This window comes from Sorangium sp. So ce176 (assembly GCF_051519835.1).
Taxonomy (GTDB): Bacteria; Myxococcota_A; Polyangia; order Polyangiales; family Polyangiaceae; genus Sorangium; species Sorangium cellulosum_G.
Genome location: NZ_CP150371.1, coordinates 10,845,415 through 10,858,148 on the forward strand (window position 1 = coordinate 10,845,415; position 12,734 = coordinate 10,858,148).

At 67.6% G+C, this 12,734-nt stretch carries 15 protein-coding genes; 8 read left to right on the top strand and 7 right to left on the bottom strand.

Translation table 11 applies throughout. The features are described 5' to 3' along the window. The first annotated feature begins 154 nt into the window (after nt 1-154). From WMF42_RS40960 to WMF42_RS40985, 6 genes are all read left to right on the top strand, one after another. Complete coding sequence (locus WMF42_RS40960) at nt 155-748, top strand: lipase family alpha/beta hydrolase (RefSeq protein ID WP_437688483.1); 594 nt, start codon at nt 155-157, stop codon at nt 746-748. Between the two features lie 795 nt (nt 749-1,543). After that, nucleotides 1,544-3,289: an AIPR family protein gene (locus WMF42_RS40965; RefSeq protein ID WP_437688485.1), complete on the top strand. Its 1,746-nt coding sequence runs from the start codon at nt 1,544-1,546 to the stop codon at nt 3,287-3,289. 247 nt (nt 3,290-3,536) lie between these two features. Continuing rightward, nucleotides 3,537-3,797: an AbrB/MazE/SpoVT family DNA-binding domain-containing protein gene (locus tag WMF42_RS40970; protein WP_061616985.1), complete on the top strand. Its 261-nt coding sequence runs from the start codon at nt 3,537-3,539 to the stop codon at nt 3,795-3,797. Next, nucleotides 3,784-4,164 (top strand): PIN domain-containing protein, encoded by a 381-nt coding sequence (locus tag WMF42_RS40975; protein WP_061608070.1) that lies wholly within the window; start codon nt 3,784-3,786, stop codon nt 4,162-4,164. Before WMF42_RS40970 ends, WMF42_RS40975 begins: the two co-directional genes overlap by 14 nt. A gap of 232 nt (nt 4,165-4,396) precedes the next feature. After that, entirely contained in the window at nt 4,397-4,681 is a 285-nt protein-coding gene (locus tag WMF42_RS40980) for a hypothetical protein (RefSeq protein WP_437688488.1), read from the top strand. Between the two features lie 276 nt (nt 4,682-4,957). After that, nucleotides 4,958-5,506, top strand: a complete 549-nt coding sequence (locus tag WMF42_RS40985) for a GNAT family N-acetyltransferase (RefSeq protein ID WP_437688490.1) — start codon at nt 4,958-4,960, stop codon at nt 5,504-5,506. A 142-nt stretch (nt 5,507-5,648) separates the two neighbouring features. Here WMF42_RS40985 and WMF42_RS40990 read toward each other — a convergent pair whose 3' ends face one another. The 3 genes from WMF42_RS40990 to WMF42_RS41000 all read right to left on the bottom strand — a co-directional run bounded on the left by WMF42_RS40990 (nt 5,649) and on the right by WMF42_RS41000 (nt 6,782). Continuing rightward, on the bottom strand, nt 5,649-5,867 hold the full coding sequence (locus WMF42_RS40990; RefSeq protein ID WP_061608067.1) for a hypothetical protein: 219 nt from the start codon (nt 5,865-5,867) through the stop codon (nt 5,649-5,651). A gap of 85 nt (nt 5,868-5,952) precedes the next feature. Next, on the bottom strand, nt 5,953-6,360 hold the full coding sequence (locus WMF42_RS40995; protein WP_061608066.1) for a VOC family protein: 408 nt from the start codon (nt 6,358-6,360) through the stop codon (nt 5,953-5,955). Then, nucleotides 6,357-6,782, bottom strand: a complete 426-nt coding sequence (locus tag WMF42_RS41000) for a helix-turn-helix transcriptional regulator (protein ID WP_081426453.1) — start codon at nt 6,780-6,782, stop codon at nt 6,357-6,359. The genes WMF42_RS40995 and WMF42_RS41000 overlap by 4 nt, the downstream gene beginning before the upstream one ends. Nucleotides 6,783-7,293: 511 nt before the next feature. On the opposite strand from WMF42_RS41000, the gene WMF42_RS41005 reads away from it, so the two are divergent. Further along, entirely contained in the window at nt 7,294-7,767 is a 474-nt protein-coding gene (locus tag WMF42_RS41005; RefSeq protein WP_437688492.1) for a cupin domain-containing protein, read from the top strand. 272 nt (nt 7,768-8,039) lie between these two features. Here the strand turns inward: WMF42_RS41005 and WMF42_RS41010 are convergent, their stop codons facing one another. Continuing rightward, on the bottom strand, nt 8,040-8,768 hold the full coding sequence (locus WMF42_RS41010; RefSeq protein WP_437688494.1) for a TetR/AcrR family transcriptional regulator: 729 nt from the start codon (nt 8,766-8,768) through the stop codon (nt 8,040-8,042). 134 nt (nt 8,769-8,902) lie between these two features. Here WMF42_RS41010 and WMF42_RS41015 point away from each other — a divergent pair, with 134 nt between their 5' ends. Then, complete coding sequence (locus tag WMF42_RS41015) at nt 8,903-9,772, top strand: NmrA family NAD(P)-binding protein (RefSeq protein WP_437688496.1); 870 nt, start codon at nt 8,903-8,905, stop codon at nt 9,770-9,772. Nucleotides 9,773-9,784: 12 nt separating this feature from the next. Here the strand turns inward: WMF42_RS41015 and WMF42_RS41020 are convergent, their stop codons facing one another. Genes WMF42_RS41020 through WMF42_RS41030 form a run of 3 tightly spaced genes read right to left on the bottom strand, consistent with a single transcriptional unit; the run spans nt 9,785 to nt 12,675 of the window. After that, nucleotides 9,785-11,686, bottom strand: a complete 1,902-nt coding sequence (locus WMF42_RS41020; protein ID WP_437688498.1) for a hypothetical protein — start codon at nt 11,684-11,686, stop codon at nt 9,785-9,787. 58 nt (nt 11,687-11,744) lie between these two features. Then, a complete protein-coding gene (locus WMF42_RS41025; protein WP_437688500.1) occupies nt 11,745-12,410 on the bottom strand; it encodes a hypothetical protein in 666 nt (221 codons plus the stop codon). A 22-nt stretch (nt 12,411-12,432) separates the two neighbouring features. Next, on the bottom strand, nt 12,433-12,675 hold the full coding sequence (locus WMF42_RS41030; protein ID WP_437688502.1) for a hypothetical protein: 243 nt from the start codon (nt 12,673-12,675) through the stop codon (nt 12,433-12,435). Nucleotides 12,676-12,734 lie beyond the last annotated feature (59 nt).

Sequence of the window (12,734 nt, forward strand, 5' to 3'; positions counted from 1 at the left end):
CGATCGAGCATCGAGCCAGCCGCTTCATCGGCCTGTGCATCGGCGCGCGGTGCGGGACGCTCGCGGGATGCACCGGGAGCGGCCCCGCGACAGCGGTACGGCGGACCAGGTATCCGCCTTGATGCCGCCCGCCGGCGCCTTATGCTTCGACACCATGCGCAAGCCGCCCATCCTGCTGGTGCACGGTATCTGGGATTCGGCCGCGCGCATCGACTGCCTGCGCGCCGGGCTTGCAGCCCGCGGCGTCGGCCGCGCCCGCGCCTTCGATCTCGTCCCCAATGACGGCCGTGTGTCCATCGAGCGACTCGCCGGCCAGCTCGACGCCGCCGTGGAGGCCGCGCTCGCCGGGGCGCCCGGCGGCCCGGTGGACGTGGTCGGCTTCAGCATGGGCGCCCTGGTGACGCGCTATTACATCCAGCGCGGCCGCGGCCGCGCGCGCGTCCGGCGCTTCGTCTCCATCTCGGGCCCGCACCGCGGCACGCTCAACGCCCTGTGGCTTCCCCACGAGGGCGTGCGGCAGATGCGCCCGGACAGCCCCCTCCTGCGCGACCTCGCCGCGGATCCGGACCCCTGGGGTCCGGTCGAGGTGCACGTGCTCTACACGCCCTTCGACGTGATGATCGTCCCCGCCCGCTCCAGCGAGCTCCCCGGCGCCCGCACCACGCGCGCCGTGCCGGTCGCGCTGCACCGCTGGATGCTCTCGGACCGGCGGGTGCTCGACGCGGTGGCGGAGCTCCTGGAGCGCTGAGCGCCCGGCCCGCCGCTGCTTCCCGGCGCAGCGTCGACAGATGCCGGTCGCGTCGAGGAAGCAGGGGGGCGCACGGCGTCGAGCTCGCGGGGGGCGCCTGGATCGGGCTCAATCCACCGGGTGGAACACGCCGGCCGCGTCGAGGGTCCACATCGGAGGGGCGGGGCATCGAGGGCCCGTTCGCGCGCTCTCCGGCGTGGAGCCCGCATGCTCCCGCATCGGTCTCCTTGACAAGGCGAGGTGACCGTCAGGTACGCTATCTTTCCACGATGATGAATGGGGGCGGCACGACGGGGTGGGGTTGGAAGCTCAAGGCGTCCACGCTGAGGCGGAGGTCAGCGATCAAGGGGGCTGGTGACGCCGAGAGGGTCGCGGTCGATGCTGTGGGCGCATATCGTTGTGGCACGCACGTCTTTGTGGCTGAGCAGTGTCTGAATCGTCCGGATGCAGCGGCGGCCTATCTCCGGAGATGTGCAGATAGGCCGCGGAAGGTCGCGGCCTATCTGAGGGATCACGGCGATATGCCATGGCGGGCGACGACTTGTCCCCGGGAATGTGGAGATAGAGGGCAACGGTTCGCGGCCTACCTGCGAAGCTGCGTAGATATGTCGTGCATCACAGCCAATTGCGACGTTGGGCGGGCGGAGCGCCGCAGGCTGATGTGGGAGGACGTGGGACGCCGCTGTTCGTCGTGCCTGTCGGAGAGACAATGCGGCAGGCGTGCGTGGCTTTACGCGCGCCCCGGCATGTGCTGTAGATGACTTTGATCCGAACTGCCACAGGGAGGCCCGCTGCATGCATCAGCAGATCACCGCAGAAATAGCAGATAATACGTTCTACCGAGATAACTTCGCCAACGATGGCCAGCGATTTGTCGCTTGGTACCTCCACCGTGTCTTGCAGCTCGACGTCCATGCGACGAAGGCTGCGATCACGGACGGGCAGCACGACAAGCAGATCGACGCGATCGTCGTGGAGGACGGGGAGGACCGACGCATCCGCGTGATCCAAGGCAAGTTCGTCAAGCCCGAGCCCATCGACGCCACTCCTCTCCGCGAAGTGACCATGGCCTGGACGCGGCTCAAGAACCTCCCGAAGTTGCAGCTCGAGTGCTCGGGGAGGTTGGCGGAACGGCTGGAGGCCATGCGCGTAGCACTAGAGGATGATTACGAAGTCCACTTCGAGTTGCTGACGACTGGGAGCTTGACGCCGGCCGCAGCAACCGACTTCGACGCCTGCAAGGCTGCGATGAACGACGACGCGGATTTCAGTGCCTCGCTCACCCTCGTCGACAGTGCGTTATTGGAAACGCGACTTTCCGAGGCCGAGCAGCGCGATTTGCCTGAGCTCTCCTGCGAGATTGAGCTTGATCCCGAACGTTTTTTGATGAGTACCGAAACGAACGTGCGCGTCATCCTCGCGATGCTCCCGATCGAGCGGTGCCTCAAGCTGCCTGGGATCGCGGACGGTAAGCTGTTCCGACGGAACGTTCGCCAGAGCCTTGGCCTCAGCAATAAGGTCAACAAGGAACTGCGCAACACGCTCGCCAGTTCTGAGAAGGCGCCATACTTCTTCTTCTTTCACAACGGCATCACCGCGCTGTGCAAGCGCTTCACGTTGTCGAGCGACAGGCGGCACCTCAAGGTCGATGCGCTCTCGGTGGTCAATGGGTGCCAGTCCCTGTCCACGATCTATGCCACGTCGGGTAAGGTCGCGCAAAAAGGTGGCCCTCAAGGCTCGGTTCTTTTTCGTTTCTACGAAATTCCACAGCACGATCTCGGAGACGCGATCAGCATCAATACAAACTCGCAGAGCGCGGTGAAGCCGCGCGACCTGCGGAGCAATGATAAGTACATGCGCAGCATCAAGCGGCGCTACGAGTCTGGCGTTTCGGGCGGTTATTTCTTAACAAAGCGCGGCGAGGAGCGGCCCCCTGACAAAGATCCGGCGAAGTGCGTCGACGCGACCGAGTATGCGCGTATGGTCGTCTCATGGCAGTGCCAGCGACCGAATCTCGCGTCGAACGAGAAGCGCTTATTCGATGAGCACTACAAGACGCTGTTTCACTCCGATCTCGATCCGCAGTCCATTCTCGCGCTGCGCTTATGGCTGGGTGAGATTGATAAGAACTGGGCGCAGCTCGACATCAATGAGGCAGTGAAGGCCGTTCGCGGCGCGGCGCGATTTCACCTGCTGTTCGTCGTGTCTCAACTCGTCGCGCATGCCAGCAAGCAGGCCGACAAGGTGCCGCTGCCTGCCTCCACGATGGGCGCGTTGCAGTTTGCTCCTATGGTCCTCGCGCAGGCCAAAGAGTGCATCAACCAGGCGCTTCAACAGGCGGTCACGCAAGCTGCTACTGCAAATAAGGTTTTTAGCCCGCAGAACTGGCTCAAAGGCAAGAGCGCTGTGAGCGACGAGCAACTCGTTGCCGGTACGATCGTCAACGTGCTGCGCGGCGTCGGCGGGCCCGCCCTCGCCCCAGTCCTTGCGAGTCTTACCGTTCCTGCGGATAAATTTTCGTTCCGGTGGTCCGCCGAGTAGCCTCGATTGGCTCCAACGTGTGCTGGGCGAACCGATCCCATGCCTGAGGACGCCGCCCAACACGGGCTTCTACCGCGCGTGTTGGGTCGACGGAGGCCCTGGGGCGGTACGATCGGGGTATCCTGGGAGAAGCATACCGTCCGCGATGTTCTGTGGGGCGGATGTGGGTCGTCGCCCCCGGTCGGGCTCATCGGCGGGCCGAGCGACCGTCCTTGCCCGGGACCCATTACCATGGTACTTTGCCAGCATGAAGCTCGCGCAGTCCAGGGTCACGGCTCAGGGGCAGATCTCGGTTCCCGCCGAGGTGCGCAAGCGCCTCGAACTGGTGCCGGGATCCATCTTGGAATGGGATGCCGAAGGTGATCGAATCACCGTGCGGCGCGTTGGTCGGCACAGCTTCGAGGACCTTCACCGGGCACTGTTCTCGCGGGAACCCCAGCCGCGAAGCCTTGAGGATCTCAAGGAAGGCATCAGGCAGCGCATGAGGGCCCGCCATGCGCGCCGTTGACACGAATGTCCTCGTTCGCTTGCTGGCACGCGACGACGCAAAGCAACTCGCTGCCGCCGAGGCCTTCGTGCAAACAGGTGCATGGATCTCCCATCTCGTGCTCATGGAAGCCGTTTGGGTCCTGGACTCCGTGTACGGCGTCGAACCGGAGCAGATCGGGAACGGAGTAGAGATGCTGTTGGACCACAACTGTATGGTGGTCCAGGACGCCGATGTGGTAAGGGCGGCTGTCGCGCAGTTCCGCGAGCACCCTGGCCTGGGCTTCTCTGATTGTTTGATCCTCGAAGTCGCACGCGCAGCGGGCCACGTTCCACTTGGAACCTTCGATCGCGGACTCGGAAAGCTGCACGGTGCTCAAAAGCTATGAGCACGTCATCCATCCGCGAGCACGGGGGTGGGCCCAACAAGCGGCTGCTGCCGACAGCGCTGCGCGCCGCGGCAGACCGGCAGATCCCTGGGCGGGCAGCGACTCATCGATGTGCGTTCTCCGTGTAAGCGGGTCGAGGTTCGACCCCCAGGGCTATCTTCGGACGTCGAAGCTCCGGCCTTCGAGCGTATTCCTGGCGGGCACGCCTCGCCTCATGGCGAAACCGGACGGGATGAAGCTCACGCGCTCCGGCTTCACCGTGACGGTGAGCGACGCGGCGTGGACGCTGCGGGACCAAGCGCAGGACGCATGCTCATTCCTGGCTGTACACGAGGCGGAGCTCGCGACGCTGAGCTCCTTGCCCGAGGTCGAGGACGTGAGGCTCGACTTTCCGATCGAGAAGCGCGATGTCTTGACGCAGTCCGAGTATTTCCCTTCCGAGCTCGTTCGTGCGGCCGGATGCGCTGGGATCGGGCTCGAAATCACGATATATCTATGCGCGGGGGATGAAACGTGATCGAGACGCCGCCACGCCTGCGCGCCTGCGCCCCCTGCGACGAATGCGGCAGCACCTACTTCGCCGATTCGTCGCAGATGGCCGGCCTTTGCGCCGAGTGTGCTCACCACCTGTACGGGTACCCGCAGTGCGCTCACGCGTTCGTCGAGCGCCGCTGTTCACGCTGCGGATGGGACGGCTCGCGCTCCGCGTACCTCCGGGGCCGTCTCGGTGAGGAACGGTGAGACCCGCCGACCGCTCGGCAGGCTTGCGCCGTCACCACATGTCGAGGAAGAGATGAACATCTCCATCGTTGACGCATGGCGCACGCGGGAAGCGCGTGAGTTCTTCCGCAACGTCTGGCCGATGTATGTCCACGAGCTGTCCGGCTTCGATTCGAACTTCTACGTTCTGGACGAGGCCGGTCGATGGCAGCCGGACATCGTCGACGATTGGGTCTCAGGCGTGACGCCGCCCGGCAACCTGCGAGCTCCGCGGTCGGAGCAGGACCCGATGCAGCCGTTCCAGCGAACGCACGTCATTGCAAAGGATACCCGACCTGTCGGGTTCGTGTGTGTTGGCCTGCGACCGTTCAGGTACATGCCGGACGACGTCGACTTCAGCATCGCGGAGTTCTTCTTGATCCACGGCAGCCGTGGCACCGGCGCGGGCCGTCAAGCGCTCCAGCTGCTGCTCCACCGGTATCCAGGGCGGTGGCACCTCAGCGCCATCCATGACAACGCTCGGGCAATCCGATTCTGGACCAGGACGCTGCCGCTCCTTGGCGTGCGAGAGCTCGAAACACGGCACGAGAGCGGTGATGTGACCTGGCAGTTCGTGGTATAGATTTGACGTGCGCTGGGCTGCCGGATAGACAGTTGGGCCTGAAACGAAGGAGTCCTGGTCGTCCGTCAGGCCCGTGCGGGGAGTCGGCCTCGCCGTTCGTGCGTGGGCGACGCGGCCTTGGGTCGAGCGGCCAGCCGTCCGTTCACTCGGTGTGTCGCCCGCTGCGGCGGTTCGTGGCATACGGCAGCACGAACAGGTACAGGCCGCTGAACAGGAGTATGATGAGCGGGAGCAGCGCCAGGAAGCCCACCCAGACGGGAGCCTTCTCCTGCCCCATGGCGGCGATGTTGACGATGACGGCCACGGTGAAGACAATCGACAACCAGCGGTGGGTCTGCCGGACCCATTTGTTCCAGTTCAAGGGGATCTCCTCTGAAGACGAGCCCTGAGTGAGCGAGGAAGTGATCTGTTGCGGAAGCGAGCTGCGCGCGTAGCCCCCGCCTGCCTCAGCGGCGCGCTTCGATCATCTTCCACCCGTTGCCCGAAGGATCCCGGAAGCCGGCGTCCACGGTGCCGAAGCGATCCACGGGCTCCTGTGTGAACTCCACGCCCCGGGCGCGCATGCGGTCGTAGGCAGCGCGGCAGTCGTCGACCATCAGCACGAGCGGCGGCATCGCGCCCTTCGCCACGAGCTCGCGCAGCGCCTGCGCGGTCCCGGCGTCGAGCGTCGGCGGCCCCGGCGTGAACAGGCCGAGCTGGAAGGACGGCTGATCCGGGTGCTGCACGGTGAGCCAGCGGTAGTCGCCGGCCCGCGCGTCGGTGTGGACGCGGAATCCGAGCTTCTCGACGTAGAAAGCGAGCGCTTCATCCTGATCTCGAACGTACAGACCGACCACCTCGACACCCTGGCTCATGGAACCTCCGTTTCGTCTGACCCGTTCGTACCATCCGCCTCCTGCCGTCGCTTCTCCGAAACTGCGATCGTGAGGTCCGGCCGGTGGGCGGCGCGCAGGAAGCAGGCGGGCACGCTCTCCAGGTCGTGCGGAGCGGCCCTCTCGCGGGCCCGGATCACGCCCGGGCTCTCCCCGGTGACGTCGCGGAAGGTGCGCCCGAACGTGCCAAGGCTCTTCCACCCCGTCTGGAACGCGATCTCCGTGACGGACAGGTCGGTCTCGCGGAGCAGCGCCGTGGCCCGCTCGATCCGCCGCGTGAGCAGGTACCGATGCGGCGGGACGCCGAAGGCCTCCTTGAAGGACCGCGCGAAGTGGGCCTCGGAGACGCCGCTCACGCGCGCCAGCCGCGCGACGGGCCACTCCTCGTGCGAGGCGGCGTCCATCCGGTCCTTCGCGCGCAGCAGGCGCCGCAGCAGCTCGGGGTCCTGGCTCACGCGTCCTCCCTGTCCCTCACGCGATCTCCACGCCCTTCCGAGGCGCCGGCGAGCGCGCGCGGGAGCTCGGAGGCCGCTTGACGAGCTCGGTCACCAGGAGCGAGAAGCTGGGCACGTCCCGAAGTCTACGACAACGGCCGCGGGGTCGTCGCCTGGGACGCAGCGCGGCAGCAGCGCAGCCAGCCCCGCGGGCCTCCGACGCGGTCCCGGTCGTCGGGCGCGGAGCGCGGAGGTGGGCTTGAGCGGCCGCTCCAGCAGACCGGGTTCCGATCCCGCCCGCGACGTGGCACAATGGCGCGGCCACCGACAGGACCTCGCACATGAGCGGGCCAGAGAGCAAGCCGAAGGTGCCTGCCATCTCCAGGCCTGGCGAGGACGACGTCGGGGCCCATCGATCCTCACCCCTGGGCGCAGCCGCCGACGAGGCCGCCGAGGCTCTCAAGAACGAAGGAGAAGGCACGTGACCAAGCCAGGTCCAGTGATCGCCTCGGAAGTCCCTCCCCGCGCCAGACCATCGAACTACCCGGAGCCGTTCGCCGAGCGCGTCGCCGGCCGGCAGAAGCAGGCCCTGGGTGATATATTCGGGCTCAGGAACCTCGGCGTAAACCGCACGACGTTGAAGCCCGGCGCCATGTCCGCTCTTCGTCACTGGCATTCGGTCCAGGACGAGCTCATCTACATTCTCTCGGGCCATCCCACCCTCATCACCGATGCCGGAGAGACAACGCTCCACCCCGGCATGTGCATGGGGTTCAAGGGGGGAGATCCCGACGGGCATCACCTGGTGAACCGGTCGACGGAGGATGTCGTGTACCTGGAGGTCGGAGATCGTCTGCCGGGCGACTCCGGGTCGTACCCGGACGACGATCTGAAGGCGGTCATGGGGCCTGACGGCAAGTGGCAGTTCCAGCACAAGGATGGGGCGGCCTATTGAGGGTCAGCGCGCCTGACAGGCGGCTGGGGCCGACGAGCGCCGGCCGGCGCGCGCGGCTCACCCGCTGTCGTTGGGCATCACAACTCCCCGTTGTGCGGCGTCGAGGGCCAGGGATGGTTCCTGTCGTTCCATGTCATGACCCGCTACGTCAAGGTGACAGCGCAGCAAGGAAGCGCGCTGGATCGACGTCCACGAGGGCGACAAGCTCGACGAGGCGCAGATGGCGAGGTGGGTGAAGCAGGCCGCCGCGTTGCCGGGCTGGGTCCCGTAGCTCACGCGCCCGAGCGCGCGAGGCGATCGAGGAGCTCGGTGAGGAGGTGTCGCTCGCCCGGGGTGAGGGCCGCGGCGTCGTCGAGCGAGGCCCGCAGCGCGATCGCCGCCTCCGCGGCGCCGGGACGGCCCGTGATCGGCTCGGCGGACGTGATCGCCGCGATCACGCTCTCGCGCGCGGCGGCCGAGAGGCCGAGATCGCGGCGGTCCTCCGGCATGCCGAGCAGGACAAGGACGGTCCCCACCCCGGAGGCGCGCACCAGGTTCACGGCGCGCTCCTCGGGGACCCGCAGGCGCCCGGCCTGGGCCAGCCGCTGGATCCGCCGCTCGAGGATCGCGAGGCCGGAGGCGACGACCGGCGAGCGCTGACCCGGGCGCGGGTCGCCGTTGATGATCGCGAAGATCGCGGGGTGCGCGAGGCCGAACGCGACGTTGAAGTCCCAGCCCGCGCGCAGATCCTCGAGCGGATCGGCGAGCGGCACATGCGCCTTCTTCTGCGCGATGTACCTCGCGAGGCCGTGCTCGGCCACGGCCTCGAGGAGGCCCCCCTTGTCGCCGAAGAGCCGGTAGATCGTGGGCGCCTGCACGCCCGCGGCGGCGGCGACGGCGCGCGTCGTCAGCGCGTCGCGGCCGCCCTCGGCGAGGAGCTCGGCGCCCGCCGCGATGATCCGCGCGCGCACGACGTCGTGGCCGCCGACGTCGTCGGCGACGGGGGGCAGCGGCCGACCCATGTCCCTGCTTACCGCGACGTTGTTAGCGGCGATAGCAGATTCTTGTTAGCTGTAGGAACCGGTGCTAACGTGATCGATGTATCATCGATAACAGGGCCGCGATGCGGGCGGTCCGCGACCAGGGAAGAGGTCTCATGATCATCGTCACCGGAGCGACGGGCCAGCTCGGCCAGGGCATCGTGGAGCGGCTGCTCGAGCGCGTCGGCGCGGGCCGGATCGGGGTCAGCGTGCGCGATCCGAGGAAGGCCGAGGACCTCGCCTCGCGCGGGGTGCGCGTCCGGCGCGGCGACTTCGACGACGCCGCGAGCCTTCGTGACGCGTTCGAGGGCGCGTCGCAGGTGCTGATCGTGTCGTCGAACGCCCGCGCGTCGGGCGGCGACCCGATCGCCCAGCACAGCGCGGCCCTCGCGGCCGCGCGCGAGGCCGGCGCGCGGCGGGTCCTCTACACGAGCCACATGGGCGCGAGCGCGACGTCGGCGTTCCCGCCGATGCACGACCACGCGGCGACCGAGCCCTTGCTCGAGGCCGCGGGGATGCCGTTCACGTCGCTTCGCCACGGCTTCTACGCCGCGACAGCGGTCGAGCTCGTGCGCCGCGCGCTCGCGAGCGGAGAGCTCGTCGCGCCCGAGGACGGCAAGGTCTCGTGGACGGCGCGCGAGGACCTCGCGGAGGCCGACGCGATCGTCCTCGCCGCGGAGGCGACCCGCTTCGAGGGGCCGACCCCGGCCCTCACCGGCCCGGAGGCGCTCGATCTCGCCGACCTGGCCGCGATCGCATCCGACATCGCGGGCCGCGCCATGAAGCGCGTCACCGTGCCCGACGACGCGTACCGCGCGAGCCTCGCCGCGCGGGGCGTGCCGGAGCGCATCCAGGACCTGACCCTCGGCATGTTCGTCGCCGGCCGCCGGGGGGAGTTCGCGCGCGTCGATCCCACGCTGGAGCAGCTCCTGGGGCGTCCTCCGCGCCGGCTGCGCGAGCTCCTGGCCCGCGCGCTCTCGCGCTGACCCTCGCTATCGCTAGCGTGTATACCAGCGGCCGATGCGTGTGTACGTGATGCTCGGACCTACGAACCAGCCATACGCGCGATCGTCCCCGAATCGCAGCGAGATCCCGAGCAGATCGTCGCCGGCGATGTCGCGATCGAACCAGTGAGTCCGGAACGTCGCGTAGGGGACCGCTACTTCCCAGCCGGCGTAGCCCCCTGCGTCTGGATCGAAGAGCACGAGCGCCGATACCTCCCGGCCGACATCGAATTTGAATGTCGTGCGCTCGGTGAACTGCACCTCGATCGGGGGGAGAACACCGAGGGGGAGTAGACTGGACGCACGGGTCCCCCGCTCGGCGAAATGGGCCAAGCACGCGCTGAACGATCCGCAGCCACGCACGAGCGCGTACAGCGGCCAGAGCGGTACATCCGCAGGAAAGAGCACATAAGGTAATCGGACTTTCACTCCCACCCCGAGACGCGAGCCGCTGCCGCGCATCTGGGAGGCCCCGACGAGACCACCGAACAGCGCGCTGTCTCGGTGGCCGCTCGTCACACCGTCGGTCGCGAAGCCCATGCCGAGGGTCATGGTGGTCTCGGCGAGGAAGCGGGCCGACGTGACCCCAGGCTCGACGCGGTGCAGCGGTGCGCCGACCGTGACGGCGGCGCTTGCCAGCATGAAGACGCCGTTCTCGCCGACGAACATGGGCGGAGGCGGCTCCCGCAGCGCGGGGACCGGTGTATGGATCAGGACCTCGTGGACGAGGGGCGCTTCCGCGAAGCGAGACACGCCAGCCGGCACGATGTTCTCCGAAGCGCAGCTGTTGATCTGGCGGAGGCCGACGGCGTTGAGCGCCGCGAGCTCGTCGGCGCACAGCCCTGCCCTGTTCTCTGCGGCGCCCGAGCAGCGGCCCACCGCCCCGGCCGCCCTGGCGAGCTGCCGCAGGCTCTCGCGGACAGCCGTCGCCGTGTGCACGTAGTCATCCTCGGTCGCGAAGCCGTCTCCGAATCCGGGGTAGGTGCGGCCCGTCCAGGTCGTCATCGGAAAACCGTGCCCAGAGTAGTAGTCGTGCGTCCCGAGGCGAAGTCCATCGGGCTCGTTCGACGCGGACGCGCCGACGATGTGCCCCGCTGCGAACGCGTCCTGAAGGAAGTGGAGCGCGTACGCTTCGTTGAGCACGGCGGACCACGCGAGATCGCCCGCCATCTGGGCGCCCGCTGCCGCGGCGGCGGAGCGGAGCGCACGCTGGTGATAGATGACGTAGAGCGCGGCGCTGTTGATCTGGTTCCCGGCCTCCAGCGCCTGCGCCAGATAGGTGCCAAGCGTCGTCACGTTCGCCCTCCGCGACAGCTGGAAGTGGGAGCGGTTGTCCTTCGCGCGTGACACGTATTGATCGTCGACGGCCAAGAGGTAAAGATCCTGATCGCGGCGTGCGTTGGCGATCTCGGCCTTCCTCTCGGCGTCGCCGACGTCGGATATCTCGATGTCGCGGACCTTCATGTCGAACTGCTGAGCCACGCCCAGCACCTGCTGCGGCCAGTTGTCCTTCGCTGCGATCATCTTCCCCAGATCGCTCGCAGAGCATGTGTGATCCGCGGCGAACGCGGGCAGTGAAGCGAAGCTGATGCAGGTAGGCGGGTGCCCATCGCTGAGCTCGTCCTTGTCGATGGTTGCGCAGAGTCGCTTCGAACGAAGAGGATCGGCCCTGCGCGCAGCATCCCAGAGCGAGGCGAGCGCTCGCCGCGCCGACGTGTCGAGGGGCGGCACGTGCAATTGCTCGGGGAAAGCATGCGAGGCTATCCTGGTCTCGTCCCGGAGCGCCATCGCGGTCATGCGCGTGTGCTCGTTGTGCGTCCACGCCGAGGCCATCCGAGAGAAGAGCAAGATGCTCATGGATACCGTTCCGGCGTGAATGCTGGGCATGTTGCGCATTGTTGTCGATCCTATATTCTGCGTCAGCGCGCGACGCGGGGCCGCGCACGCGCGAGGTCTACGCGGCGACGTATCGCCGCTGCAACACGCGGCGCTCCTCCTCCGTCGACGCCGCGATGAGCGCGATATAGGGCTTGAAGGCGAGGGGCACGGGGAGATCGAAGAGCAGGTGCTTCTCGGGATCGACGCTCTCGCCCGCGCCATGGCAGAGGAACAGGCGCTCCTGGAGGAGCGGGAAGACGGCGAGGGAGGTGAGCTCGTGCCCCTCGATCGTCTCGATGTCGGCGATCGACGGCTCGAGGATCTCGTCGAAAACGCCGCTCGGATGCTTGAACGGACCTCCGGCGTGACGGTTCACGTCCTTGCGCACGAGCGCCCCGCCGCGACCGATCGTGATGAACGAGCGCTCGTGGGGGGTGCCCTCCCACACAGTCACCCGCCGGCTCGTCGCGTCGGGGTGGATCCACACGGTCGGGAGGTCGACGTTCAACGGCGCCACGCCCTTGACCCGACCGATCGTGCTCGATTTGAGGAGCTGCCGGGTCACGGCCGTGCAGAACAGGATGTCCGTCGGGGCGAGCCGTGTCCCCTGCCAGTCGCGATCCCGGCGGAAGTGACGGAAGAAGAGGAGGTAGGGAGACCTGCACATCTGCGCGAGGACGAAGAGTCCCCTGCGGGTCTCGACGTCGATCACGTTGCCTGCGCCCCAGGTGACGCGCCCCATCGCGACCGCGACTCTACCCCGTTCACGCGCGCTCCGGCGAGGCGATCGTCTCCTCGATCGCCGGCGGCTCGTGACGCGGCGGCGGCTCGACGGGCTCGCGAACCCCCCGGCGAGCGCGCGGCGAGGTCGGCGCCCCCGGGGTCGGCAGCGGCGGCGCGAGCGTGGGCGGGATCCAGGTCGGGATCGAGCCCAGGCTTGCGGTGAGCCCCTTCGTTGGGTGGCTCTCGCGCAGGGAGGGGGACTTTCGGCTCGAAGCCCACGACATGCTCAACATCGTTCCAGGGGCAGGCGTAGGGGTCTACGATCGAACGGCCGTCACTCTTC

Excerpts from the sequence above, each read along its gene's own strand:
- WMF42_RS40960 (WP_437688483.1), top strand. The coding sequence starts at position 155 with ATGCGCAAGCCGCCCATCCTGCTGGTGCACGGTATCTGGGATTCGGCC.
- WMF42_RS41020 (WP_437688498.1), bottom strand. The coding sequence starts at position 11,686 with ATGCGCAACATGCCCAGCATTCACGCCGGAACGGTATCCATGAGCATC.
- WMF42_RS41000 (WP_081426453.1), bottom strand. The coding sequence starts at position 6,782 with ATGGACGCCGCCTCGCACGAGGAGTGGCCCGTCGCGCGGCTGGCGCGC.
- WMF42_RS41025 (WP_437688500.1), bottom strand. The coding sequence starts at position 12,410 with ATGGGGCGCGTCACCTGGGGCGCAGGCAACGTGATCGACGTCGAGACC.
- WMF42_RS40965 (WP_437688485.1), top strand. The coding sequence starts at position 1,544 with ATGCATCAGCAGATCACCGCAGAAATAGCAGATAATACGTTCTACCGA.
- WMF42_RS41015 (WP_437688496.1), top strand. The coding sequence starts at position 8,903 with ATGATCATCGTCACCGGAGCGACGGGCCAGCTCGGCCAGGGCATCGTG.
- WMF42_RS40980 (WP_437688488.1), top strand. The coding sequence starts at position 4,397 with ATGAAGCTCACGCGCTCCGGCTTCACCGTGACGGTGAGCGACGCGGCG.
- WMF42_RS40995 (WP_061608066.1), bottom strand. The coding sequence starts at position 6,360 with ATGAGCCAGGGTGTCGAGGTGGTCGGTCTGTACGTTCGAGATCAGGAT.
- WMF42_RS40985 (WP_437688490.1), top strand. The coding sequence starts at position 4,958 with ATGAACATCTCCATCGTTGACGCATGGCGCACGCGGGAAGCGCGTGAG.
- WMF42_RS41010 (WP_437688494.1), bottom strand. The coding sequence starts at position 8,768 with ATGGGTCGGCCGCTGCCCCCCGTCGCCGACGACGTCGGCGGCCACGAC.
- WMF42_RS40975 (WP_061608070.1), top strand. The coding sequence starts at position 3,784 with ATGCGCGCCGTTGACACGAATGTCCTCGTTCGCTTGCTGGCACGCGAC.
- WMF42_RS41030 (WP_437688502.1), bottom strand. The coding sequence starts at position 12,675 with ATGTCGTGGGCTTCGAGCCGAAAGTCCCCCTCCCTGCGCGAGAGCCAC.
- WMF42_RS40970 (WP_061616985.1), top strand. The coding sequence starts at position 3,537 with ATGAAGCTCGCGCAGTCCAGGGTCACGGCTCAGGGGCAGATCTCGGTT.